We start from the raw sequence: 23,685 nt of genomic DNA on the forward strand, positions 1-23,685 counted from the left end.
CTGGAAACCATCGCCACAATGAGCGATGATCAGCTTATCAGCTTGCCAGCCGCAAGTTGACCCATTCCCGGCCTTGGCCGGAAAGCTCGATGATCAACCGAGCTACACCATTCCATGGGACACGATCCGACAGCAGAAGCCGCTGCAATTGCATTGATGTCTCGCTCCATGACCAGCTTTGGTTTAGAAGATGCAAAAGTCAGCATGGAGATTGCCCCGTTCGGCGCGGCGATCGGGATGGAGACACCCGATCTGATGTCATAATCGGAAGCGTCAGAAAAGAAGCCCCGCTCCTTGGCGGATAGGGAACTTCGCAGCGCGTCACCAGACCATGAAAATGCGCGCATGAGGCGCCGCGCTTGCGTCATCACCGGATCGAGCAGTTGAAAACCTTTGTCGCGATATCGCGCTTGCCACTCGGGGTGATAGTTCGAGATTCCATAAGCCTGACCGGGTTGCAAGTTGACGAAAGCATATCCAGAACAGTCGAACCTATCTGCGAGTTCTGCAAGCGCCGATTTCAGCGTCTTTTGATCACGAGCTATCGCGTTAATGTCCAAAAGCTTTTCAACCCACCGGGCCATCAATGATTCCTCATCTCTTTAAGCCCCGCGATCGACTCTAATTCTCAGAGGGAAGCATAAAACTACAGCGCGATCGGACGGTGATCGCCGAAAATATGGGGCATACTAGATCGCAAACTTCATAAACATATCGGACTAAATATCATATTTTAACGTGAGTTGGTTGAATTGCAAACAGATTATACCCATTGTCTATCTCACCCATGGGTCAAACAGGCCGTTTCTGAAGGCCACGAGTGGCCTGGTTCGGGTACCTACTTCAGGAAGAACGACCTACAACAACGGGTCGATCGGCCCGAGTTATAAAGCCGCCAGTGGACTTACAGCGAGCCGTACGTTCTGGGCGCGATCGTCAATGGTGGTAATCGCCTTGATCTGATCACGCGCAAGTAATAGCCCTCGTCCAGACCAGCTACCGCTTGTTGAAAGGCCATTTCGACGCGATTGGCGATGCGGAAGATGACAAGAGATCCGACAAGCTCTGTAAGAAAACTGCCCCATGATGATTCAAATGTGTCGACGCATCCGTTAGAGCATTTTCGTGTCATTTCGGCCTCGCTCTCAATATCGACATCGTTACTGCCCACCGATGCGCGACAGATCGATGCGGATGCCTGTAGTTGCAGCGTCTTTGGGGTCAGTGTTTTTCTCCCTCTCGTCGCGGCGCGTCGGTTCGTTGATAAGCGCCATCGGCTGAACTTCCCCGGATCCATTGAAGAAAAACGTAGGACCGCCCGGATCTTCGGTCTTGAAAACATTCTGTCCTTCAAACTCTCCTGTTCTCCAGGCATAGATCGCGTCATCCATCATTTGAGGAAGAAGCTCGATGTTAGTTGGGCGGCCATACCACTTGGTCACGATCCGGGCGACTTTCGCGAACAGGGCGGTCCCAATGCGCATATTCTCACAGCGGTCAAAAATACCCGGCTGCAGTTGAGACGGGTCGTTAAGTCCTATTCCGGCGGGGAGCTGGGTTACCCCGACTCTAACCGATGCGCGCCCCACATAGTCCCTTACAGTGCTCAACGCCTCTTCGGGCGATCGCTGCTTCGGGATCAGGACAAGGCGCCCCCCTTGCTTGATTGTTATGGCCAAAGGATCGTCTGAGCCGGCGGATGCAACGAACTGCTCGATTATGGCAGGGGGCAATGCTGCGTCAAGGCAATCGTTCGTCAAGGCAGCGTACATTTTTCTCTCTCCGTCAGGTGTTGAAGGACATCACGAAAGGCTTGTAGAAAAGGCGAGCCCAGGCCACGACGCTCGTGCGCTGGATTTCGACTATGGATGTGCCCGTCGTCCACCAGCCGTTTCCTACGGCTAGGACCATGTCAGGGTGATGCAGCATGGATTGGAGGATGGGCCACACGATGAGCTGCTCGTAGCAAATCAGGGGGGCGATCTTCTTCCCGGCTATTTCGACTACAGGGTTCGCGAAGAAATGTGCGCGCGCACCACCGCTCTCGCCGGCCAGCTGTCGCCAAGGCTGCCACATCGCGCCCGGCACCGGCATTCGCTCGCGGTAGACGACCTCGGCGCGCTGGCCTGTGATCCGGACGAGAACGTTGTCGTATCCCGTTTCGTTGACGACGGCGGCCCCGGCGACAACAGTCATGCGGCCCTTCACAGCATTGGCCTGCCACACGGTCGCGACGGTCGGCGTCCAAAAGCCAAGAGCGCTTTCCGGCAGGACGACGAACCGGTTCGGGGGCTCGCTTCGAACGATCGTTGCAAGAAGATCATGCTGATAGGCGAGTCCTGCTTCACGGCCCATTCTGGCCCCCAATTGGAGGTCGATGCCCCGCCATTCGCGCCCTATCTGAGGCTGCGTCCAGAATGCGGCGGACCACAGCCAGCAACCTGCGAAGGTGAGGGCTGCAGTCGGCCAAAACCGCGTCGCCATGATCGAGAGGCCGGCTGCCATCCCTATCAGCCCCACCCAACCCCAGCCGGCAAAGACGACGCCTGCAGCGGTGATTGGATGAGCCCAGCCGAGAACTCCGAAGGGAGGCGAAGCCATGAGGATCATGGCGATGAGATAGGCCAGACCGCTTCGACCACCTTGTCGACCCGTCCAGAGCACAGATTGGACGAAGACAAACCCGCTCGACGCCACCAGCCACAAGATTAATCCTGGCCAAATATCGGATTGGTAGAAGGCCGCGACACCCAACGGCAATCCCCGCGAGGCTGCCAGGAAATACCCCGCGGACAAGAGCGCCGCCGAAGCCCGACTTGGCGCGCGTGACCACAGATACGGGAAGGCCACTGAAACCGGCAGAAGGGACAGATTGCCGCTCCATCCAACCCAGCCAGTTGCAACCGCGCATGCTATGAGGACCGCTGTCTTCCACCGATCAGGGCGCATAGGTCAGCACCTCGCGCGCGCGTCCGAGTATTCCCGAAACCGGAACCGGGCCAAAATACCGACTGTCCCATGAGCCTTCGAGAGGAGAGTGGAGAAAGACCCGTCCCGCCGGCACGATCCCACCGAGATAGGGGCGTAGCGGCCGGCCGAGACCATCACGTTTGACGAGTAGGGAGCGGTCCAACCTTACACCATCGATCGATACGCTCGTGTCGATTGCAACTTGTTGTCCAGCCATCGCAACGACTTCCTTTATCAGCGGCCCGGTCCCGCCAGGGCAAATTCCCCATCTCAGATAGCCACGCGATTTTCCCTCCTCACGCTCGGTGCTGTCAGGCATGCAGACAAAGACGAGATCGCCGATCTCGACCGGGCGATTGATCTGCACGATGCGCCAGAGCCCGAGCGGCTCGCTCGGTGTCGTGTTGATCCTAATGCCAGCACCGAAGCCTGCCGCCAGGACCGCCGTGAGGCAGAGCAAGGCGCCCAGCAGGATGAAAGCCACAGGTCGGCCTGCGCTCTTGGGACGACGCTTGTACAATGTTTCGGTGCTCATTTCAGGGAGAGTCCCGCGGTCTTCGTTTGGCGCATGGTCTCGGCCTGCTTGAGGGCGGTCACGGTTCGCTCATGGGCAGATAATTGCTGCACCGTCCGCATCGTGTTCCATGCTGACTCCAGTTCGGCCTTCTGGGCCAGCGCCATGCCGGTGGAAAGCTTCTCGAACACCTTGCCATCTGCCTCCTTCGCAGCGAGCGGCAGGAACGACCTTTCCCCAAAACGCTCGGAGACGGCTCTGGCAAATCCCTCCAGCTCTGCCTTCACCATTTTGTCGGAAAGCGCATATTCCAATCCGGAGGGAAGGTCGTTGCGGTCGATAGCATCACGCACCTTTTCGAGGATCTGCTTGGCCGCACCGGACAGCGCCGGAATATCGATCGAGACCTTCAAGCGATCTGCGCGCTCTTCGGCCTCGTAGCGACGCTCGGCTTCAGCCCGCTTCCGCAGATAGCCGTCGAGGTCACGGGCCAAAGCCGGAACATTCACAAGCGCCGTCTCGCGCGCCTGACTTTCGGCCTTGCCGGCGAATAGACCAGTCTTGCCCTTTAACGCGCCAAAGGTTTCCGGCTGCTTGTAAATCGTCATGATTGTTGTCTGCGCAGTTTCGGAATTGACAACCATGGCGTCGACATTGAGCGCATTGAACGCCGCCTGCGGATCGGCATAAACGAGGTGGAAGCGGGCCGAGACCTCCTGCCATTGCCTGTTCAAGGCGGGATCGGCGGAGACCTTGTCCTCGACGGATTTTTCGATCGATTTTGCAAATGTGCTGATGCCAGCAACCATGGGCTTCCTTTCCTCGTGTATGACAGAGTTGGTCTGGCTGCGGGTTTCGGATGCGCCGCGGGTGTGGATTTCGCTGGCAGAACCTGGACCCAATCCGAGACGGCTCGCGATGGCAGCGAGCCGCGAAACGAGATCGGTCAATTTGTCCTTCTGATGGATGGTCCACTGCAGCCGATCGCGCAGCAGGGTGCGCCCGACGTTCATCAGATGCAGGCCACGCGTGTCGGCAAACCGGAGTGCTCCGCGATAGGCAGAGGCGTGCTGATAATCGAGCGTCGTTTCCTTGGAGCCGTCACGAGACAGCCGTTCATGCACGCGCGCCATCGCGAGTTCCGAGACGGGCACGACCTTCCAGGAATTGCGATCCGCCTCGGTGCCATCAGGCAGCGTAACGCGCTCCGATCCGATATGCTTAAGACCGATGCGATCTCCAATCTCGGCTCTCGATTCATGCATCGCACGCGCGAGATCGACGCCCCAGACCGTGCGTTCCTGACCGTCGACAAAGTTGAGCGTGACATAGTAGCTGGCCCGGTTGCCTTGCTTGTGCTCGTAGGGCGCTTCGCCATGGTCCATCAACACGCCGCCGCGCAGCTGGGCGAACTCTTCCAGCCCGACATAGAGCTCGGCCGTCTCGCGATGGCGGGTCATCGCGACATAGGAAAGATGCCGGTCCAGCGTTCTCGATGCCAGCACTTTCACTCGGTCGACGGTGGCGCCCTGGCTTTTGTGAACGGTCGTGGCATAGCCATGGTCGACATTGGTATAGAAGCGCTGTTCGACGACGACATGACGCCGGTCACCGCCATTACCGATCTCAGCGGTGATGCGGCCTGGCTGCGCTTCAACGACACGCGCCAGCATGCCATTCTTGACACCGAGCGATCCTTCATTCTTCAGAAAGACGATCTGGTCTCCTGCCGCAAACTGACGCAATCCATCTTCCGTCTTGAACGCATGGCCGGGCTCAACGAGGCCGCGCTCGACGAGCTTGCTGCGTGCCAGATCGTTCAGCATCCTGACGTCGATACGGCGATGGGCAAGGATCAGGGAGGACTTGGCTGGGTCGTATTCGCGGTCCCAGTCGTCGATCAACATCGTGATGGCATCGTCCCGAGTCCAACCGTTTCGCACCATGCCCTTGCTCTCGTAGGCGGAGAGCGCATCCGATACGTTTCCACGGGCAAGCTCGAGCGAGGCATTGCGCATCCACTGCTCGTGCTGCCGGTAGACAGTCTCGAGTTCTGAATAGCCGATCCGCTCGGAAATCGCGCGGAAGGCAGCACCCGCTTCGATCGGCTGAAGCTGATCAGGATCGCCGACCAGGACCAGTTTTGCACCTGATAGTGTCGCAGCTTCGACCAAGCGCGCCATCTGCCGTGAGGAGACCATGCCGGCCTCGTCCAGGACCATGACGGTCTTCTCGTCGAGACGGTCACGGTCCTGATCCCAGCGCAGCTCCCAGGCCGCCAGCGTGCGGGACACTATGCCCGCTTCCTTCTCCAGGCCTTCGGCGGCCTTGCCGGCAAGCGCGGCACCGACGACGCGATAGCCGGCCGCTTCCCAAGCTTCCCGGGCGGCCTTCATCATGGTCGTCTTGCCGGCGCCAGCGCGGCCAACGACCGCAGCGATCCGACGATTTCCCGAGATATGCTCGATGGCCGATTTCTGCTCGTCCGAGAGACGATCATGCCGTTCAAAGGTCTGGGCGAGAACACGGCTCGCAACGTGATGCGCCTGCTGTCGACCGAGCCATAGCGCCCTGTTCGCCATCTCAGCTTCGATGCGGATGAGCTCGTGAGTAGTGTACTTGGCCGGGGACCGGGCACCCGTCGAAAACAAGATCCGCTCTTTGTCCAGCCGCAGCGCATCAGGGTGTTGCAGAACCCGCGCCATCAGATCTCGAAACAGGGCCGGATTGTCGATATAGCGGTGCAGGACCTTGGCGATGTCGCGCTCGTCGAAAACGCTTCTTTCGCGCGTGATGAGATCGATGACGAGGCCAGGATCCCGCTGGATGCGACGGGCATTCTCTTCGCGGCGCTCTTCCTGAAGCTCGATCCGTTCGAGCTTTACCGCAGCGGCGGATGCGGCCTCCCCCGCGCCATCTGCCTTCCGCTCGATCGCCGTCGCGCCAACGCCGACATGAATAGTCGGTTCTAGCGCGATCCCCTGCTTTTCGAAAGAACGACTGTCCACGCGGATGTCCAATCCAGCGAGCGCAAGATGCCGGTTCTGGCAGGCAAACCATCCCTCGCGAAAGGCGTTGAAATCCTCTGCACCACCGGCCCAAGTCTCATAGACGATCTTGCCGGCATCGTTGCGCTGCGGCCTTCCATCGGGGGCGAGGACTGCGACCTTCTTCGCCCCAAAACCATCCTCGGTCAGCGGTCGCAACGTCGTCATCAGATGGATATGCGGATTGCCCGGCGCGTCGTGATAGACCCAGTCGGCCACCATGCCGTTCGCCTTGGTATGCCGCTCAACGAAATCCCTAACCAACGCGATATTCTGCTCGGCCGACAGCTCGATTGGCAGGGCTATGGTGACGTCCTTTGCAAGCTGGGCGTCGGACCGCTTCTCGAACGCCTCCACCCTGTTCCAGAAGGCCTCGGACGCCCCTGAGACGGACCGCTCAGCCACCATCGCCCGCAACCAGTCGGGCGCATCTTCCGGGATCACGAACTCCTCATGCAAGAGACCCTGCTTGGCGCGATAGTCGATTGTTCTTGCTTCCCGCTCGAAATCCATTGTCGCGCAGTGCCGATACGCCGCAGACAGGACCGCGCTGCGGCCGGAGCCTCGCGCAACGATACTGACTGAGAAATGCGGGACGGCCACGAGGTAATTTTTCCTTTTGGCAAACGATTTCAATCGGTTCGAAGATAACGGCGGCCCCGCCAGGCCGCTCTTCGAGCACGTCGCGCCAGCGACGTATAATTGCGCCCTTGGATCCGCTTCTTCGAAACGGCGGGATCATTCGCCAAAAGCTGGCGCTTTGGCGAGGTGCAAATTTGCACCTTTCGAGCGGGAGAAAATTGAGGGACCGTTGGACCTCATCATCCCGTAGCGACGACAGGAGATCGCCAACATGAAGAAGCCAACAGCAAAACTTCGCGAGGAACTCGCTCGACTTCAGGAAGAACTGAAGCAAGCCGAAACGCGAGATGCCGAGCGGATCGGGCGCATTGCTCTGAAGGCGGGCCTCGGAAATTTCGAGGTCGAGGCAAGTGAGCTTCAATCGGCCTTCGAGGAAATCACCAATCGGTTTCGGAACGGCAGCAAAGCAGGGGGCAGTTACGCGAAGACGGCGGTCAGGGCTGTCCAGGCTGCGGGCCAATCTCAGGAGGCTTGAGCGGATGACACGGGCCAGTATCACCGAAGCCCGCAGGAAGGACACCCGCGAGAAAATCGAGCTCGGCGGACTGATCATCAAGGCCGGTCTGCGCTTCGAGAAGCGCGCGCTGTTGCTGGGTCTTCTGATCGACGGCGCCTTGCGCGTGAAAGCGGACGGCGAGGAACGGGATCGGCTGCTGGCGATCGGTGCGGAGGCCTTCGGCCATGACGATCAGTAGAATCGTGCTTGTCATCATGCCGGTCGTGCTTATGGCAACGATTTGCCTGCTCTTTCCTGGTATCGAAAACTGGCTGGCAGCATTTGGCAAATCGGAGCAAGCCAGGCTGACGCTCGGTCGGATTGGACTGGTGGCGCCCTATGTGCTCGCCGCCGCATCAGGCGTCACCATCCTGTTTTCCGCACAAGGGTCGCGGAGCATCAAGGCGGCTGGTTGGGGCGTGGCCGGCGGCACTCTTGGCGTGCTGGCTATCGCGTTCATCCGGGAAGGAACAAGGCTTGCCGGATTAATCGGACAGTTGCCAGCCGGCCGAAATCTGCTCTCCTATACCGACCCCTCTACGGTGATCGGAAGTGGAGCGGCCGTCGTCGCCGGGGCGTTCGCGCTCAGGGTCGCCGTGAAGGGCAATGCTGCCTTTGCACGGGATGAGCCGAAGCGGATGCGTGGGAAGCGCTCACTCCATGGCGAGGCCGACTGGATGAAGATGCCGGAGGCGGAGAAGCTGTTTTCCGGAGCCGGCGGAATGGTCATCGGCGAAAAGTATCGCGTCGATCGTGACAATGTCGCGGCTCTGGCATTTCGATCAGACGATCCCACGAGTTGGGGCAGCGGCGGCAAGTCGCCGCTCCTGTGCTTCGACGGATCCTTCGGCTCATCGCATGGTGTCGTCTTTGCCGGCTCCGGCGGCTTCAAGACGACGTCGGTGACCATACCGACGGCGCTGAAATGGGGCGGGATGCTGGTCGTCCTCGACCCCTCGAACGAAGTAGCGCCGATGGTGAGCGGACACCGGCGCAAGGCAGGCCGTCGCGTCGTCGTGCTCGACCCGAAGAACCCCCAATCGGGCTTCAACGTGCTGGATTGGATCGGCCGGAACGGCGGGACGAAGGAAGAGGATATCGCGGCCATCGCCTCCTGGATCATGAGCGACAGCGGCCGCGCCACGGGTGTCCGCGACGACTTCTTTCGAGCCTCCGGCCTTCATCTGCTAACGGCGATGATCGCAGATGTTTGCCTGTCCGGGCACACGGTCGAAAAGGATCAGACGCTGCGGCAGGTCCGCGCCAATCTCTCGGAGCCCGAGCCAAAATTGCGGGCGCGGTTGCAGGAGATCTATGACAATTCGGAATCGGATTTCGTGAAGGAAAATGTCGCCGCGTTCGTCAACATGACGCCTGAGACTTTTTCCGGCGTCTATGCGAATGCGATCAAGGAAACCCATTGGCTGAGCTACGCGAACTACGGCGCGCTTGTCTCAGGATCGAGCTTTTCGACTGACGCGCTGGCAGACGGTCAGACCGACGTCTTCATCAATATCGACCTTAAGACGCTGGAGACGCATGCCGGGCTTGCAAGAGTGATCATCGGCTCGTTCCTCAACGCGATCTACAATCGCGATGGCGCGATGCAGGGCAGGGCGCTCTTCCTCCTCGATGAGGTGGCGCGCCTTGGCTACATGCGGATCCTGGAGACGGCGCGAGACGCTGGCCGCAAGTACGGCATCAGCCTGACGATGATCTATCAGTCGATCGGCCAGTTGCGCGAAACCTATGGCGGGCGGGACGCGGCGAGCAAATGGTTCGAGAGTGCCAGCTGGATCTCGTTCGCTGCGATCAACGATCCAGAGACCGCGGATTACATTTCGCGGCGCTGCGGCACGACTACGGTCGAGATCGATCAGGTCAGCCACGGTTTCCAGGCGCGCGGATCCTCTCGCACGCGATCCAAGCAACTGGCGTCGAGGCCACTGATCCAGCCGCACGAGGTGCTGCGCATGCGTGCCGACGAGCAGATTGTCTTTACGGCGGGCAACGCGCCGCTGCGCTGCGGGCGCGCGATCTGGTTCCGCCGCGCTGACATGAGATCCTGTGTCGGAGAAAACCGGTTCCAGAAGAGCACCACCACCGCGGACGTCTCGTCGCAGGCTGCTGATCGAACTGGATAAAGGACGGGAGGCAGCGATGCGATACTGGGAAGCTTGCGAGGCGAATGTGACGGCAGACGAGGCTATTGCAGAATGCGATTTGTGATTGTGAAAAGGCTTGACGAAGGGGGTGTTCACATATCCGCCTCAGAAAGACGGCTCGCTTTCTGCAAAGCCGTCCACCTCGGCGCCCGCGACAATCAGCTCTGCCTGCGATTTCGAGCTCGGCCTGGATCTGACGGCGTTCCGCACCGTTTTCAGCGTTGCGCAGCTCAGTCCGGAGTTCTTCGATCTGGATTGCTAGTTCGTAGATCATCTCGCAAGCGACCGGCAAAGCCGGGGAGCGGGGGAGACGGTTTGCGAAGAACGTCCGTCAGGGGGGGGCTGGAGCAAATTGGGGAAACCGTTCATTCTCTGACGCAGGCAGTGACGATTGTACCATCACGCATTCTTAGCAGCTTCCCCACCCGAAAAAGCGGGACATGGCTCGATACCAGGTCCGGCTTTGGCTTTTCGGTCGCGAAGAAGGCCCCGCTGGTGGCGGAGCCTCATGATGTCGATCAGTCCCGGTTCGAGCGGGACCAGATGAGATGAAGGCCATCTTCACCTTCGACCTCAGCGAGCGTTGCGTAGATCGGAGCCGGGAAGCTCGGATCGTCGAGCTTGACCGAGAGGTAGTCGCGGCCCTGCTCGGAGGTTTTCTGCCAGGCGGCGCCGAGTTCAACACTACCGGCGTAGACGCGGAACTGCGGGCCCTTGTCGGAGGGGTTTTCGACCCGGGCGATGCGGGCCTTGACGTTGAGGGCGAGAGTGCGAATGGAGCCGGTGAAGCCATTTTCGGAAGAGGTGAAGGTGCCGATGGTAGCCATTGTCATATTCCTTTCTTGTGTATCGGGCCGCGCCCATCGCGGCCTCGATGGCTGTCGAAAGACCGGTGACGATCGGACCGCACCTGATAAGGCCGCAATGAAATGGAGGACGGCAAGGTGCAAATTTGTTGGTGGGAAAGGAGGAGCCAGTAAGGCTCCGGGGCAAGAAATCTGAACGTTGTCGTTGCGGGAAGACGATCGAGGCGCAGCCGATCTCCGTTCAGACATGCCTCATCGAGCCCGCAGATGGGTTGCCCGAGGCTCTGACGTGAAGGGATCTGACAATGGCGTTCCGCCGCATTTGCCATAACTACGAGTGGCAGTCACGGTCATGCCCCATAGAACCATCGTCATTGCTTGCCTCTTTGAGAAAGATACGCTCATCGCAAACAGAGCCCCGCTTGCCCGCAACGATCTGTGGGATATCGTTGCAACCGAGAATCGCAGCCAGGAGGACAAATGCCGCAGCAGACCAAGCCGTTCATTGTCGAACGCAACCATCCCGCAAACCCAGGCGCGACGCTCCAAAGCCGCCGATCTGGGGAAGGCTGGATGGAGATGGACGATGCCCACGGCTTCGATCGTCGCCAGCATCAGCACGTCTGCCTGCGGCGACGACTTAGACTGGCGCATGCGGTCAAGGTTTTCCTTCAAAGCGCGCGGGTCAGCCCTCATGATCTGCAAGTGATGTGTCCTTTTGAGGCTTGGGACCGGCACCTTGCCAGCCCTTCCTGTCTTCATTTTTCTCGAGGACACCCCCCGAACCGCCGGGCGGCCGGACTGCCGCAACTGCGGCCGAGCATCGCTGCTGCGCCGGACAAGCGGGGCTCTTGAGCCCTGCGAACGACGAGCGGCCGGGATCGCGTAGGCGGCAGTTGAGCGAAAGCGGCGGCAGGAGGAACGATCGGCGATCGGGTTCTTTCCTCATTCACCTTCACACCTCACTTAATAAGCGTGTAGGCAAGCAGCGGTTTACCTCTTGCCCATAAGGTGGCCTTTCCGGATACGTAGGTCCGGCTGTATCAGTCTTCTCTTAGGCACTCTTCATGACCGCTGTTTTTGATTCCGACATTTTCAACCTCGCGCCGATTGCCATGTGGATCGAGGATTTCAGCGGGGTGAAGGCACTATTCGATGATTGGCGCGCAGACGGCGTCGTTGATATCAGGGCCTTCCTGCGCGAGAATCGCGACCGGGTCATCGCCTGCTCAACCCGCATCCGGGTTCTCGACGTCAATTCCAAGACGCTGGAATTATTCGAGGCTGAAAGCCTCGATCATCTGACAGCTAATATCGCCTCCGTCTTCCGCGACGATATGCTGGACACCCATATCAACGAGCTTGCAGCACTTTTCGATGGCGCACAAACATTTACGAGCACGACGGTGAATTACACGATCGCTGGGCGGCGGCTGGATATCCAGCTGCGTGGCGCCGTGCTACCCGGTTATGAACGGACACTCGACCGGCTGCTTCTGACGACCGAAGACATTACTGACCGCGAAGATGCCCGCCGCGCCGAAGCCGAGCAACGTCGCCAGGCAGAGGGCGTCTTCGAGCATTCACCCGTGTCACTGTGGATCGAGGATTTCAGCCGCATCCGGGCGCTGATCGAGGACATACGTGATCGCGGTATCAGCGATTTCCGCACATTCATGGACGTTCATCCGGAGTTTGTGCGCCAATGCATGAGCGAGATCAGGGTGATTGATGTCAACCAGGCGACGCTCGACCTGTTCTGCGCAAAAGACCGGTCAGATCTCCTGCAGCGCCTCGGCGAAGTCTTCCGAGACGATATGGAAAAGCCATTCCGCGAACAGCTAATGGAGCTGTGGAATGGCAATCTTTTTCACCATCGTGAAGTGATCAATTACGCGCTCGATGGCTCCCAGCGACATATTTTGCTGCACTTTTCCGTGTTTCCCGGCCACGAGCGCGACTGGTCGCGAGTTCAGGTGGCACTCGCCGACATCACCGCGCGCAAGAAAGCGGAGGCCTATCTCGAATATCTCGGCAAGCACGATGTTCTGACCAAGCTCTATAACCGCGCATTCTATGCGGATGAGATGAACCGGCTGGAGCGCAAGTCGCTACGTCCGGTCTCGGCGATCGTGATCGATCTCAACGGCCTGAAGGATGCCAATGATCAACTCGGGCACGATGCCGGCGACGGTCTGCTGCGCCGGTTCGGCGAAATCCTCAACGGCGCCGTATCTGCGCCGAACCATGCCTGCCGCATAGGCGGCGACGAGTTTGCAGTCCTCTTGCCAGGTGCAGACGCCAAAACCGCTGGGGCGATGGTGGAAACGATCATGGAACTACTGAACATCAATAATCAGTTCTACTCTACCATGCCGCTCAGCATGTCTTACGGGGTCGCGACCAGCGAGACCGGAGAAGCGATGGAATCCGTCGTGAGGCGTGCCGATTTTCTGATGTACGAGCACAAGAAGGCACATTATGCCGCGGCCGCCGTCAGCGCTGGCATACGACGCGTCGACACTCGGACACGCTAGGATAACAGCAAGCGCCGTAAAGGGACGAACGGACTAAGTTCGCGGTCTCAAAAGCGCAACCGCATCCGCCATCATGCGCCTCAATATGAGTTTCCTATCAGTTGGCGTGACGAGGACGGCTTCCGATTGAGCGACGTGTGGTTGCTCAGCGGCTTCCACAATCGGGTGCAAGACAGGCGGCTGCCCGTCGCCTGTCGCAGCGACAGTGATATGCGTTATCGTGGTTTCATCGGACGTCACGGAGACGGTGATTTTCGCGCCGGAGCGGAGCTGGGCAGCTCCCGTCTCAGCGGCGTCATGTTCATTTTCGGCTTCGACCAGCAATGTCTGCGTTACAAGATAGAATGGCATGTGTTCCCATGATTTTTTATGCGCAAATCTCATCTTCGATGCGATCCCGGTCAAGATGCAACAGATCAGTTGCCGCCGTCACAAATAGGAAAAAGGCGCTCGACCCATCAGGGAAGCGCCTTTCTCTGTGTCCCGGCACAATGTCGAACGCCGCGGCGATTGCCGCGAGCAGGACGTCGTTTCATCGGGAAGTGATCGTCAGATATTGTTGACGAAGGAGGATTTCAAGTCGCGTCATGCGGAAGTGCCTGCTAGAGGTCGCGGCCCATGCCAAACAGAAGCTGAGGTCCATATGGTCGCTGATCCCGAGACCCGCAAAGCAATCGCGCAACGCGCCATCGACCGCGCAGCAGCCCGAGGCGCTCCGATCGATCAGGATCCAGCCTTCATCGCCTTGCTGAGTGACTGGATCCGAGGGGATATCGAGTTCAAGGAAATGCGCGAGCGATATCTGGACCTACTGGCGCTCCAGGCCGCCGAGCGGCGCGGCAGTTGGAGGAGCCGTGTTGGCAGAACGCGCCTGGCAATGCCGAACGAGCCGACCGAGGCATAAAAAAATGGGCCTGCGGAGAACGCGGCCCATGAAGTGTGGAGATCTTGAACCTCCAGAGGGGAACAGCTGCTGCGCGACTGGGAGGTCGCAATGTGCATCAGCTCCGGGCGTTATGATCCTTTTTTGATCGCGCCGCATCCATTTATTGTGCAGCGCAGCTATGCAGCCGGTGCGGCCCTGGCTGCATTAGCCTCGGTGAATACCTCCGCAGCCAGTTTATCTTCGTCGTCCCGCAGCTGTTTGAGTTTGGCATCCAGTTCGGCGGCGAACTGCAAGAGGCCACCGGTGCGCGTTTGATTAGACACCAATCGACGCTGTGCTTCGCCAGCCGCGGCGCAGATTTGTTGAGGATCAGATTTGGCTCAGGTGGCCAGGTCTGAGGGCAGGCGGCGCAGATGCACCTGCAGCTTGGCGGCGCTCTCTTCGTCGGTCAGCGCGTTGAGAAGCTTGAGGAAGCTGCCTTCCTTGCCGCGATAGAGCATCACTGTGCGATGGCCCTGCATCGGCCTCGGCCAGCGGTCGTGCTCCAGATATGCTCGAGGCACTCCTCGCGGCGCATTACCTGACCGCCGGACTTTCGCGTGCGATAATCGCCGCACGTATTATCTGCACGGAAGTGGCATCGGAAAGGTCGCAATAGGCATGGAAGTGACGGAGAGCGCCGTCTATATGGATAGCGTAAAAGATCGAGGTCATCGACCCGGTCATGAACTCACGCATGGCAAAGATCGGCCCACGCATCCACAGCGGCGTTAGGATATCGAGCAGGTAGGTGTAGCAGAACTCGTCGATTTCCAGGGTTCAGGCACCGAAGCGGGTGGTGTCCTGTCGACGTACCCGTCTCTTCAGTCCTTCATCACCCGTCCCGCTCGGCCGCTCTCGTGTCCGGGCGGGTCAAGCGCCGGCACTAGCCGGGCGAAGCCTCCCTTGATGCGGCCGGCGCGCATGCGGCAGGCCTCCTTCCACCTCCTGTTTTCACCCACCTCTTTGCTTCAGAACCTCATTCCAGTCGTCTGCAGTTGGACGCAGGCGCAGCCAGTCTCGATCCAGTTCGTCAGTGAGGGCGCGCAAGCGATCCGCAAAAGTCTCACCCTGCGAGTTGGCATCTGTCGCCGCGATGAGTTGCGCAGAGGGCTGACGCAACAGATGTCGAAGCGAAGTTTCGGTATTTGGCGACCAGCCGCCACCGGTGCTGAGATAGATCGTACCGTCCCGAAGACCCTCGATTGCCGCGAGGCTCAGCGCATCGATTGCGGCCTCTGTCACGCAGATCCGCAACCCGGCAGCAGCGCCAAATCGGAACAGCACCTTGGTGCCGCCGCTCGAAAAACCGCGCCAGTCGGGCCCACGCTCCTCCCAGCCGGTGACCGTGCCCGTGTCGTCGGTGTGAGCGGCCCACATGCTGTCGGACGGTCCTTCGCGAAGAAGATTCTGTCGGATGGCTTGTCGAAGAATATCAACTGGCAGACAACGATCCCTTTTTAGATAGCGCCAAACGCCGGACGCCGGTGCAGGACTGCTCCGTGCTAGCCATCGTTGGAACACTGGCACTATCGCCACTTTTTTAGGTCCAGTCTGCCATACGGGCGAAGCGGATCGAAATCCGCTGAGGCTGGCCACATGCTCCAACGCTTGCGGAAACCCGACGCTCTCGAGATGAGAGACGAGTGCAAACACATCGCCCTTCGCATCGCCAAGCGGATCGAACCATCCTTGCCCCTCATGGGTCAAGATGACGATTTCCGATGCCCGTCGGTATTTGACCGCGCGCCTTGTGCTTTCCTTGGCGTCGATCGCAAATCCCGCCGTCTCAAGCACAGCGACGCATGAAACACGCTCCCGCAATTCTTCTATCTCTTTTCTGTCCATTCCTTATCCGATCACACTAAGATCGGTCCTCTCACCTCAATTTATCCGCAATATGCGGGGCACTTCTGGTCCACCGCGAAAAGGAAAGCCTGCAAGGGCGCAGCAGGCTGTTCCCCAAAATGGGGTTCTTCACACTCCAACCGAGGGGAAGCCTCCCTTGCGGGCGCCTGCTCGCAAGCGGTACCACACTGGCCTTAACGGCCACGGCCGGCTCAATGAGCTGGCGAAGGGAAAATTCATGCACGATGTCGAGGTCGTCGCTTGCGTCGATTTCGTCGGAGGGCAGCACGCTATATTCACCGTCAACTTCAAAGACGGTAACCGGGACCCTCAGGTCGCGGGAAAGCTGGAAAGCTTGGGATTGTGCAAGACAAGATCGTATGACATCTGAGAGGCTCCGATTGCAAGCGGGCAAATTCCCGCTCGATGGCTTTTCAAGAGGCTGTGGACGGGGGCGATCACCGCGCTGGCGAGGCCAAGCGGCCGCAGCATGGCTGCCCGACCCCTTGCGGGTTGAACGTGGAAGATCCAGCCCTGAGCCTAGAAAGCCATCACATGAGAGCGGGTTTGGTTCGCCTCCATGATAGCTCGCCGAATGACATGACTGCCGCCTCGCTAAGACCGCACTGTAGGGTCTGCCCATCGGTCATCCCCGGCATTCAAATTCGCGGCGTTCAATGGGCGAGGGTGCGACACTAATCACTGGAGGCATCAGCCTTGCTCCCATTGAGAAAGTGGTTTGTCTCCTTTAGCCGTGCCCACCACTTTCACGCTTTCGAGATAGAGCTGATGCCGATGGTCGACAAACGGCAAACGTGCCACGCGAGTTGGTGTACTTGGTTCCGGAATGGACTGTCGATAACCGCTTAGCGGCTGTGTCACGTGTAAAGCCGCTCTCATCTTCGACAGGATCCTGGCCGAAACCTCGAAGGCCCCGCAGCAGACGGGAAGTCGGCCGTACCCATCTGCGCGTCCGAGCTCCTCGAGCTCTGCGCCCGCCCGCCTGTAAAGACGTCGCATGTGAGGTTCGTAATTCGACACGAGGGTATCGATGCCGTTTGTCATCGCGACTTCGCAAAGCGCGACGAGCAGCAAACAGAAGGCCCTCTCGGGTTTCAGATCAGGCATATCGTGGGAAATCGCCACGTCATCAATGCACATTCGCGTCCCTTCCCAGATTGATGGCGCCACAAGATCACAAGCATTTGGGAAGGTACTTCTGAACACGTCGTAAAGGAGCGTCGGTCCAGTGGTCGGCATCAGCCGCACGCAGCCGTACAGCGTGAGCGCGTCGTCATCGCACCACATGAAATAGGCCGGGTTGAGATCATCATAGATATCTCTTTCATAGTCGCCGACGACGGAGACCGACCATCCCAATTGGTCAGCGAAAATTCGCTTTCTCAGCCGGAAGGATTGGTCGAGCAGATCCGGATACCTGTCATATTGATGTGCTTGAATGAGGAGGTACATGTTCATCTCCAGTGCTTGGTGCACTGCAGCATGGAGCTGCTCCCGGAGACGAAAAATATCCTTCTATGCGTTCCCTCATATGGGGGTATTGCCATACGGATGGATGAGACGAAGATGTCTGGCTTTGGTGGTCGCTGCGGCCAAGGTGATGCAGCCGAGCTTATAACGAGCGGATTTCAGGTAAGTTTTGACGGTATGCTGCGACAGGTTGAGGATTGTTGAAATACCCGTGGCATCGTTTCCGAGAGCGGCCCAATGGAGGCACTCGAGCTCGCGCTGGCTAAGGAGAAGTATAGGATCGCGAGTGCCGTATAATTGTAGAACGGCTTTGCGGTGAATTAGCTGCGCGACTTCAATCCATTCACTTCGATATCGTGTTATCCTTCTAGTCCAAGCTGGGCCGTCAACGCCTGAATTGAGGGTCAACAGCGCGCGCCGTGACTTGTCGATGATTGGAATGGAAAAACCATTCTGCGCAACGCCGTGTTTTCGAGCATCGAGCATAAACGCTCGAACAGCGCTGTCTTTGACCGCAATCTCACGCCAGTCGAACGGTAGCTGGCGGACAAGCCCCTCCTGAATGACCGGATCGACCCGGACATAGCCGCGTAGGAGGTAGCGAGCGACCCAGGCGTCCTGATAGGTCGTACGGACGAAAGGCGTATCGACAATGTCGGAAATCGTGTGTGCGAGATGATAGGTCGTAAAATCAATGTCGTAGATTTTTTGTAAAGCAATCAAAGCGTCAGTTAATTCAGTAGCTTCGGATATTCGCACTGACGCTGCTAGAAGTGTTTTCGAGTGAAATTCGGTAGTCATTGTTCCTTGATTGAATAGTTTCGATTGGGAGAATGGCCGCTATGAAACAGCCTGTATAAAATATGATAAACTGTCACAATAATGAAGTTTGGCTTAACGAATTTTCAAAAGGCCGGCTTCATAGGCATAACCGGAGGTCGTAGTGACCATGGCCGTGGCGCATCGTGCCTGAGACGCTGCTTTCGACAACCTATCGAAATCAACAGATTGACGATTTCGAGTGAGGCACGGATTTTATCAGCGCTCGCTGTCTGCGGAGATGATCTCAAGGATGATGGCTTTCGCGACCGCGTGGTGGCTCGTACGAACCCCGAGTTTTCTTCTGGCAGATTGGAGATATAGCCTCACGGCGCTCTCTGAAATTTGCAGATACATTGCTGTTTGCTTTGCGATGGAACCGTTCGCCAAATAGCAGAGGCATTCGCGCTCGCGCTTTGACAAATGATGAGGGCGGTCGTGTTGGATAAATCCGCTGATGCGCAGGATTTTCTCGTAGAGATAATGGGACAAGACCAGCATGTCGTGAGTACGGTGATCGCGGAACTTAAACCACTCCGTACCATCGACCGCAGATGAAGCGGAAAGCAGGCTTTGAGCACCTCTCGGTCCTCGAACAGGGACCGAGAGGCCGTTTGGGCCGATGTCGTAAGATAAAGCCTCAAGGCGAAACCGCTCCGCTTCTGCCGAACGCCAGTCCAAAGTAGCCCAATCAATCGGCAACAATGCCAAGGGAAATGCACGCATCACCGGATCGATCGAGACGAAGTTATGGGCTGAATACGAAGAGGTCCATTCAGAAGGATAGGTCGTGCAATAGAAAGGATAGTTGTCCGAGGTTCCTCGGAGACGGGCAATCACGAACGTCATGTGGTTGAATTCATAGACGCTGGCAAGTTCACCAAGGACCGGTGTCATCTCCTCTATGCGATCGACATCCTCCAGCCTCCCAAGAGACCAGGAAAGAAGGCTTTGATCCATGGCTATCCTCCCTACGCTGCGCGGCCAGGCAAGTGATCGGCGATGCCGTGCGATTTATTGAGCGGGATGTGAATTTGAGGTCGGAGAAATCACCTCGACCATAGGTAGAGCATATGGGTGACACGTACTGCATTCCACAGAGTATCCTCTTCCTCGCGATCGGATCAGACCTCGTGTCTATGGCGCGAACTACGACTTTTAATCCGCAGGCAACCGAACCGTACAGAAAGCTCACATTGGGCCGCTTGGATCGGACACATCCGTGCGCACCGCGAAAGGCAGAATCAATGCAAATTGACAGGATCACGAGTGAGGACTGCGCAGCACTCATTGAACGCGCCGGATTGTCGCTGAACCAGGCGCAGTTTGAAGCCGCACTCCGATCGTACGGACGCCTGCGCGAACTGGCGGAGTCGTTGCGGATTCCCCGAAACCGAGCGGCCGAGCCGGCACACCTGTTCCATGTTCCAGCATCACCTCATGCCGGCGCCTCCGCTTTCGCCAAAACCGAAACTCGCCGCGAAACGGGGGACGAATGATGCCCGAAATTTGGGAGCTTGGCCTGTCAGCGATATCCCGGCTCATCGGTCAACGCAAATTATCGCCGGTCGATGTTCTCGACCATTATCTGGACCGTGCCTGCAGGCTCAATCCGACGCTCCACTGCTTCAACACTATTGATGCTGAACGTGCCCGGATCGATGCTCGATCCTCCGAGGCCGAAATGTCGCGCGGCCTCTACAAGGGACGCATGCACGGAATCCCATTCGCGGTAAAAGACATTATCGATGTTGAAGGGGTTGCGACCACCAACGGCTCGCGGCTGACGATCAATGAGGTTGCCAAAACGGACTCTGCGGTTGTTCAGCGATTGCGCGCCGCAGGGGGCATCTACATGGGCAAGAATGAGACGCAGGAATTTGCGATGGGTGGCCCGGATTTCAGCCTACCCTTTGGACCTGCACGCAACCCCTGGGATATCGAACGATTTACAGGAGGTTCATCCAGTGGGTCTGCGTCTGCCGTATCGGCGGGAGCTGTGCCACTGGCTATCGGAACCGATACTGGCGGATCGATTCGAACACCGTCTGCCTATTGCGGGATTGCCGGAATGAAGCCGACCTATGGTCGGTTAAGCCGTCGCGGCATTACACCGCAGGCCTTTTCGCTGGACACGGTCGGGCCGATGACGTGGACGGTCGAGGACAATGCGATCGCGCTCGAGGCGCTTGCAGGTTTCGATCCCGAGGATCCGTCGTCAGTCGAGATTGCCCCACAGCCATGGTCGCAAGCCCCAGCACTTGGCCTTCAAGGCATGAAAATAGGTCTCGTGCGACACTTTCACGAAGAGGAACGGGACCGCTTCTCGAACGAGTGTATCTCGGCCTTCGAGACAGCAGCTCTTCTGATGAAGGACGCGGGCGCCGAAACCGTTGAGGTTAGGTTGTCACCGCTACGTCACTATTTCGCAGCGCAACGGATCATCATGTATGGCGAAGCCGCCGCCATTCATGAATACGATTTGAGGCACAACATCGAGCAGTATGGGCCGTTTTCGGTGGAGCGCTTTCTCCCCGGCTATCTGCTCACTGCGGTCGATTACGTTCAGGCTTGCCGGCGCAGGGGAGAGCTTGTCCACGAGCTGGCGGAAGTCTTCCGCTTCGTTGATCTCCTGCTTGTAGTCGGTGCCCTCAGCGTTGCACCACGAATGAAGGATGTCGCCAGAAACTCGCTGGTAAACGGAACGCCATCTGCCAATGCGCCCTTCAACCTCACTGGCTCGCCGGCGATGAGCGTTTCAGCCGGCCTGAATGCCGATGGTTTTCCGCTCTCCGTTCAGATCGTCGGACGCAATTTTGATGAATTCAGCATTTATCGTGCCGCGCATGTCGTAGAGGCAGGCATGGGCTGCAGGAATATCCGTCCGCATGCGGCAAGGTAGAAGACTGAACCTGCACTCAAGCTGCCTCCGAGGTCAGATCGGGTGAGCTCATCGGGCGGATTTTAGGCAGGATGCCCGTGCTGGGGAGCGCGCTGGAGTGATTGAAGAGACTATTTCTCGAAGGTTTGCATGAAGCAGCGTGTCCCTGTAAATAGAATCTGAAACGGGACAGGCATGACAGGCGCTTTGTGTTATTGAGCGTCACATATAAAACGAATTTAGAAGCATTGCCTGGACATGGCACGCGGGAAAGCCTCTTGAAAAACCCAACCAATCGCCCTCAACGCAATTTTGTCGTCGAATACAAATCAAATCGCAGGCAGCCACGAGAAACCGCGAAGTCGATTTGGGGCAATACGGATTTACGTGCGCTGTCCGAAGCCGTCGCCGACGACATGCCGGCAACAATTGCAGCGCGCCAGCCGTCCGAAACCCCACTCGCAATGGAGTCCGCGATCACGCCCCAGCCGGAGCCTGTGCTGACGGAAGTGCCTCCGGTTGCAGCCTTGCGGGAAGCCTGTCCCGTGGTGGAGCCGATTGCGCCGGTGATCGAGGCAGCGGAGAGTGTCCCGGCTTCGAAAAAGCCGGAGAAAGTTCGGAAGCAGCGCCTGGCAAGAACCGCAAAGAAGCGGGCACAGCGCGCCCCAAGAGCGTCGGCTGCGATGAGGGCAGCCGCCATCTCATTCGACGAGCGCGATGTTTTGTCGGCGCTTGAGCTGGAGAACCGCCGCCTGAAAGGGCTCCTGGTCGATAAACTGCGCCGCGAGAATGACGAATTGATTGCAATGCTACGTCGGTTCGAAGACTGATCGGACATGGACAGAATTGATCTATGGATCGTGCACGCGGCAATGTGATCGATGGCACGATGTATCACGCCTCCTGAATGGGCAACCAGCGAGTCTGCAGACCTGAGCCCCGCACGAACTGCCCAGAAATGCAGAGTATACTCTGTAGATGAATGCGCGTCGCAGCGCATGAATCCGGCCATGGACATCAGAGAAATATTCGCTGCGAATTTGCGTGACACTCGGCTGAAGCAAGGCCTTTCACAGGAAGAGCTCGCACACCGGGCCGACATCCATCGAACCTATGTGAGTTCGCTGGAACGGTGCCAGTACTCGGCAACGATCGACATGGTTGACAGCCTGGCACGGATCCTCAATGTCGAAGCCGCCGACCTGTTGAAAGCACGGTAACCGAACTGGCGGACACGTGCCGACAGTCCGGCGTGGGAAGCGGTCCGCCCGACCCGCCGATACACTTTATCGCGCAACATCGTAGAACGCTGCATCATCCGAGATCCTGATCTGCGTGCCGAGCAATGCGCACTGGCTCTGAAACCGTCGCAGGATCCTCTGGGCGTCTTCGCCGATGGCGATTTCGGGGGCAATGCGTTGATCGAGCGCTTCCTGCTTCAGTCCTTCGCTGCCACCGATGACGACCGGATGAAACTCCATTCCGGTCAGGGATCCGTTCTCGTCGAAAAAGCAGAGCCCGATCACGCTCTCCCAGATTTCGCGAGCGGTCCATTTGGACTTTCCCGGCCGAAGGTGGAAGATGAAGTTGCCAAGGCTGTAGAAAATCGGCTTGCCCTTGTAGATCTCGACCGGCTGAAGAACCGGAGCACCATGGCTGACAAACATGGTGGCGCCGGCGTCAATGCAACGCTTCGCGACCGATCCGACCCAGCCCGGTACCTGGTACCAGTCCGAGGCCCAATGGTGATGATGGAGATAGGCGATGACGTGGCATCCGTCTTCTGCCGCAGCGGTGATCGCGGCAAGGTTCCGTGCAAGATCCTCCTGATCAATCTTGACGTTTCGGGCGAATCCCTCTGAGCGTCTGTAAAGGCCCCGAGCAAGCGCGATCTCTGTCAGTTCATCGACAATCGGTTTGTCGTCAGGCTGGCTGTCATTGCCGAGGTCCATCGTCGTATAGCCGACTTTGTCCCGGATCGCAGCAATCTGTTGGAACGCCTCATCATCCACATCGATGATCTGGGTTAGTTTCAGGCGATTGACACCCGGCCGTTCAGGCCGGCCTGCGGATGCGTCCGAGGCATACATGAAGTCTGGGCCAGGGCCACCATCCATGGCGACGAGAGCAACTTTGCGACCGCTGAACGAGCCCTTGCCGGCGCGAGCTGCAGCCGTCTGGTTCCGGCCGATGCCGGCATGCAGAAAGCCGCGACGTTCGACTTCTTCAAGCGTTGACAGGATCCCGGGCGAGCCCAGGTCGAAGGCGTGATTGTTCGAGAGGGAAAGACCGTGGATGCCAAGCGATTGAAGGGTATCGAGTACGACGGGTTGGCTGGCGCCGAAAAACGAGCCCTTAAGCGGCCATCCGCCGTGGCTGCCGAATATGGTGCTTTCAAAATTGGTAAACGCGAAGTCGGATTTCCCGAGCGCCTCGCGTACGCCGTTGAACCCCGGCGTCTGAACAGTGCGAATGTCGTGCTTGATGAGGGATTGGCCGGTTACGGCAACCGTGAAGATATTGGACATGATTGGGCTTTTCCTG

At 58.3% G+C, this 23,685-nt stretch carries 24 protein-coding genes; 11 read left to right on the forward strand and 13 right to left on the reverse strand.

The annotated features are described in order from the left end of the window. Positions 1–29 precede the first annotated feature (29 nt). From ACI3K0_RS20700 to traA, 5 genes are all read right to left on the reverse strand, one after another. Complete coding sequence (locus ACI3K0_RS20700) at positions 30–584, reverse strand: autoinducer binding domain-containing protein (RefSeq protein WP_404946133.1); 555 nt, start codon at positions 582–584, stop codon at positions 30–32. A gap of 576 nt (positions 585–1,160) precedes the next feature. Next, complete coding sequence (locus tag ACI3K0_RS20705; RefSeq protein WP_206828906.1) at positions 1,161–1,772, reverse strand: TraH family protein; 612 nt, start codon at positions 1,770–1,772, stop codon at positions 1,161–1,163. Between the two features lie 13 nt (positions 1,773–1,785). Continuing rightward, complete coding sequence (locus ACI3K0_RS20710) at positions 1,786–2,949, reverse strand: conjugal transfer protein TraB (RefSeq protein WP_206828905.1); 1,164 nt, start codon at positions 2,947–2,949, stop codon at positions 1,786–1,788. Beyond that, a complete protein-coding gene (traF, locus tag ACI3K0_RS20715; RefSeq protein ID WP_404946134.1) occupies positions 2,939–3,505 on the reverse strand; it encodes a conjugative transfer signal peptidase TraF in 567 nt (188 codons plus the stop codon). The genes ACI3K0_RS20710 and traF overlap by 11 nt, the downstream gene beginning before the upstream one ends. Then, complete coding sequence (traA, locus tag ACI3K0_RS20720; RefSeq protein ID WP_404946135.1) at positions 3,502–7,134, reverse strand: Ti-type conjugative transfer relaxase TraA; 3,633 nt, start codon at positions 7,132–7,134, stop codon at positions 3,502–3,504. The genes traF and traA overlap by 4 nt, the downstream gene beginning before the upstream one ends. 250 nt (positions 7,135–7,384) lie before the next feature. Here traA and ACI3K0_RS20725 point away from each other — a divergent pair, with 250 nt between their 5' ends. From ACI3K0_RS20725 to traG, 3 genes are read left to right on the forward strand one after another with little or no spacing between them, the layout of a single operon-like run. Next, entirely contained in the window at positions 7,385–7,648 is a 264-nt protein-coding gene (locus tag ACI3K0_RS20725; protein WP_206828903.1) for a TraC family protein, read from the forward strand. A 4-nt stretch (positions 7,649–7,652) separates the two neighbouring features. Next, positions 7,653–7,868 carry a type IV conjugative transfer system coupling protein TraD gene (gene traD, locus ACI3K0_RS20730; protein ID WP_404946136.1) on the forward strand — a complete coding sequence of 72 codons (216 nt, stop codon included), beginning with the start codon at positions 7,653–7,655 and terminating at the stop codon, positions 7,866–7,868. After that, positions 7,855–9,813 carry a Ti-type conjugative transfer system protein TraG gene (gene traG, locus ACI3K0_RS20735; protein ID WP_206828901.1) on the forward strand — a complete coding sequence of 653 codons (1,959 nt, stop codon included), beginning with the start codon at positions 7,855–7,857 and terminating at the stop codon, positions 9,811–9,813. The genes traD and traG overlap by 14 nt, the downstream gene beginning before the upstream one ends. Before the next feature lie 539 nt (positions 9,814–10,352). Here the strand turns inward: traG and ACI3K0_RS20740 are convergent. Next, positions 10,353–10,661: a DUF736 domain-containing protein gene (locus tag ACI3K0_RS20740; RefSeq protein ID WP_183686418.1), complete on the reverse strand. Its 309-nt coding sequence runs from the start codon at positions 10,659–10,661 to the stop codon at positions 10,353–10,355. A 459-nt stretch (positions 10,662–11,120) separates the two neighbouring features. Between ACI3K0_RS20740 and ACI3K0_RS20745 the strand changes: the two genes are divergently transcribed. The 4 genes from ACI3K0_RS20745 to ACI3K0_RS20760 all read left to right on the forward strand — a co-directional run bounded on the left by ACI3K0_RS20745 (position 11,121) and on the right by ACI3K0_RS20760 (position 14,081). Next, a complete protein-coding gene (locus ACI3K0_RS20745) occupies positions 11,121–11,495 on the forward strand; it encodes a hypothetical protein (protein WP_206828923.1) in 375 nt (124 codons plus the stop codon). A 212-nt stretch (positions 11,496–11,707) separates the two neighbouring features. Beyond that, complete coding sequence (locus tag ACI3K0_RS20750) at positions 11,708–13,177, forward strand: sensor domain-containing diguanylate cyclase (RefSeq protein ID WP_148148640.1); 1,470 nt, start codon at positions 11,708–11,710, stop codon at positions 13,175–13,177. 126 nt (positions 13,178–13,303) lie between these two features. Then, positions 13,304–13,540 (forward strand): hypothetical protein, encoded by a 237-nt coding sequence (locus ACI3K0_RS20755; protein WP_404946137.1) that lies wholly within the window; start codon positions 13,304–13,306, stop codon positions 13,538–13,540. Positions 13,541–13,820: 280 nt separating this feature from the next. Then, the gene (locus ACI3K0_RS20760; protein WP_148148665.1) at positions 13,821–14,081 is read left to right on the forward strand and encodes a hypothetical protein; all 261 of its coding nucleotides are present in this window, start codon (positions 13,821–13,823) and stop codon (positions 14,079–14,081) included. 362 nt (positions 14,082–14,443) lie between these two features. Here ACI3K0_RS20760 and ACI3K0_RS20765 read toward each other — a convergent pair whose 3' ends face one another. From ACI3K0_RS20765 to ACI3K0_RS20790, 6 genes are all read right to left on the reverse strand, one after another. Continuing rightward, positions 14,444–14,584, reverse strand: a complete 141-nt coding sequence (locus ACI3K0_RS20765; protein WP_404946138.1) for a hypothetical protein — start codon at positions 14,582–14,584, stop codon at positions 14,444–14,446. Positions 14,585–14,639: 55 nt separating this feature from the next. Beyond that, a complete protein-coding gene (locus ACI3K0_RS20770; RefSeq protein WP_404946139.1) occupies positions 14,640–14,822 on the reverse strand; it encodes a DUF1419 domain-containing protein in 183 nt (60 codons plus the stop codon). A gap of 234 nt (positions 14,823–15,056) precedes the next feature. Beyond that, positions 15,057–15,950, reverse strand: coding sequence for a DUF3991 and toprim domain-containing protein (locus ACI3K0_RS20775; protein ID WP_404946140.1), 894 nt, complete (start codon positions 15,948–15,950; stop codon positions 15,057–15,059). Positions 15,951–16,661: 711 nt separating this feature from the next. Beyond that, positions 16,662–17,423 (reverse strand): acyl-homoserine-lactone synthase, encoded by a 762-nt coding sequence (locus tag ACI3K0_RS20780; protein WP_183686408.1) that lies wholly within the window; start codon positions 17,421–17,423, stop codon positions 16,662–16,664. A gap of 75 nt (positions 17,424–17,498) precedes the next feature. Further along, the gene (locus tag ACI3K0_RS20785) at positions 17,499–18,242 is read right to left on the reverse strand and encodes a LuxR family transcriptional regulator (RefSeq protein WP_148148661.1); all 744 of its coding nucleotides are present in this window, start codon (positions 18,240–18,242) and stop codon (positions 17,499–17,501) included. 237 nt (positions 18,243–18,479) lie between these two features. Next, entirely contained in the window at positions 18,480–19,220 is a 741-nt protein-coding gene (locus ACI3K0_RS20790) for a LuxR family transcriptional regulator (protein ID WP_206828894.1), read from the reverse strand. Positions 19,221–19,507: 287 nt separating this feature from the next. On the opposite strand from ACI3K0_RS20790, the gene ACI3K0_RS20795 reads away from it, so the two are divergent. The 4 genes from ACI3K0_RS20795 to ACI3K0_RS20810 all read left to right on the forward strand — a co-directional run bounded on the left by ACI3K0_RS20795 (position 19,508) and on the right by ACI3K0_RS20810 (position 22,361). Then, positions 19,508–19,759, forward strand: a complete 252-nt coding sequence (locus tag ACI3K0_RS20795; RefSeq protein WP_404946141.1) for a hypothetical protein — start codon at positions 19,508–19,510, stop codon at positions 19,757–19,759. Further along, a complete protein-coding gene (locus tag ACI3K0_RS20800; RefSeq protein ID WP_404946142.1) occupies positions 19,759–21,162 on the forward strand; it encodes an amidase in 1,404 nt (467 codons plus the stop codon). Before ACI3K0_RS20795 ends, ACI3K0_RS20800 begins: the two co-directional genes overlap by 1 nt. 257 nt (positions 21,163–21,419) lie before the next feature. Next, the gene (locus tag ACI3K0_RS20805) at positions 21,420–21,971 is read left to right on the forward strand and encodes a hypothetical protein (protein ID WP_404946220.1); all 552 of its coding nucleotides are present in this window, start codon (positions 21,420–21,422) and stop codon (positions 21,969–21,971) included. Positions 21,972–22,151: 180 nt separating this feature from the next. Further along, the gene (locus tag ACI3K0_RS20810; RefSeq protein ID WP_148148657.1) at positions 22,152–22,361 is read left to right on the forward strand and encodes a helix-turn-helix domain-containing protein; all 210 of its coding nucleotides are present in this window, start codon (positions 22,152–22,154) and stop codon (positions 22,359–22,361) included. 66 nt (positions 22,362–22,427) lie between these two features. Here ACI3K0_RS20810 and ACI3K0_RS20815 read toward each other — a convergent pair whose 3' ends face one another. Then, entirely contained in the window at positions 22,428–23,669 is a 1,242-nt protein-coding gene (locus ACI3K0_RS20815) for a CapA family protein (RefSeq protein ID WP_404946143.1), read from the reverse strand. Positions 23,670–23,685 lie beyond the last annotated feature (16 nt).

Origin of the sequence: Rhizobium sp. ZW T2_16 (genome assembly GCF_044987325.1) — a bacterium.
Taxonomy (GTDB): Bacteria; Pseudomonadota; Alphaproteobacteria; order Rhizobiales; family Rhizobiaceae; genus Neorhizobium; species Neorhizobium cellulosilyticum.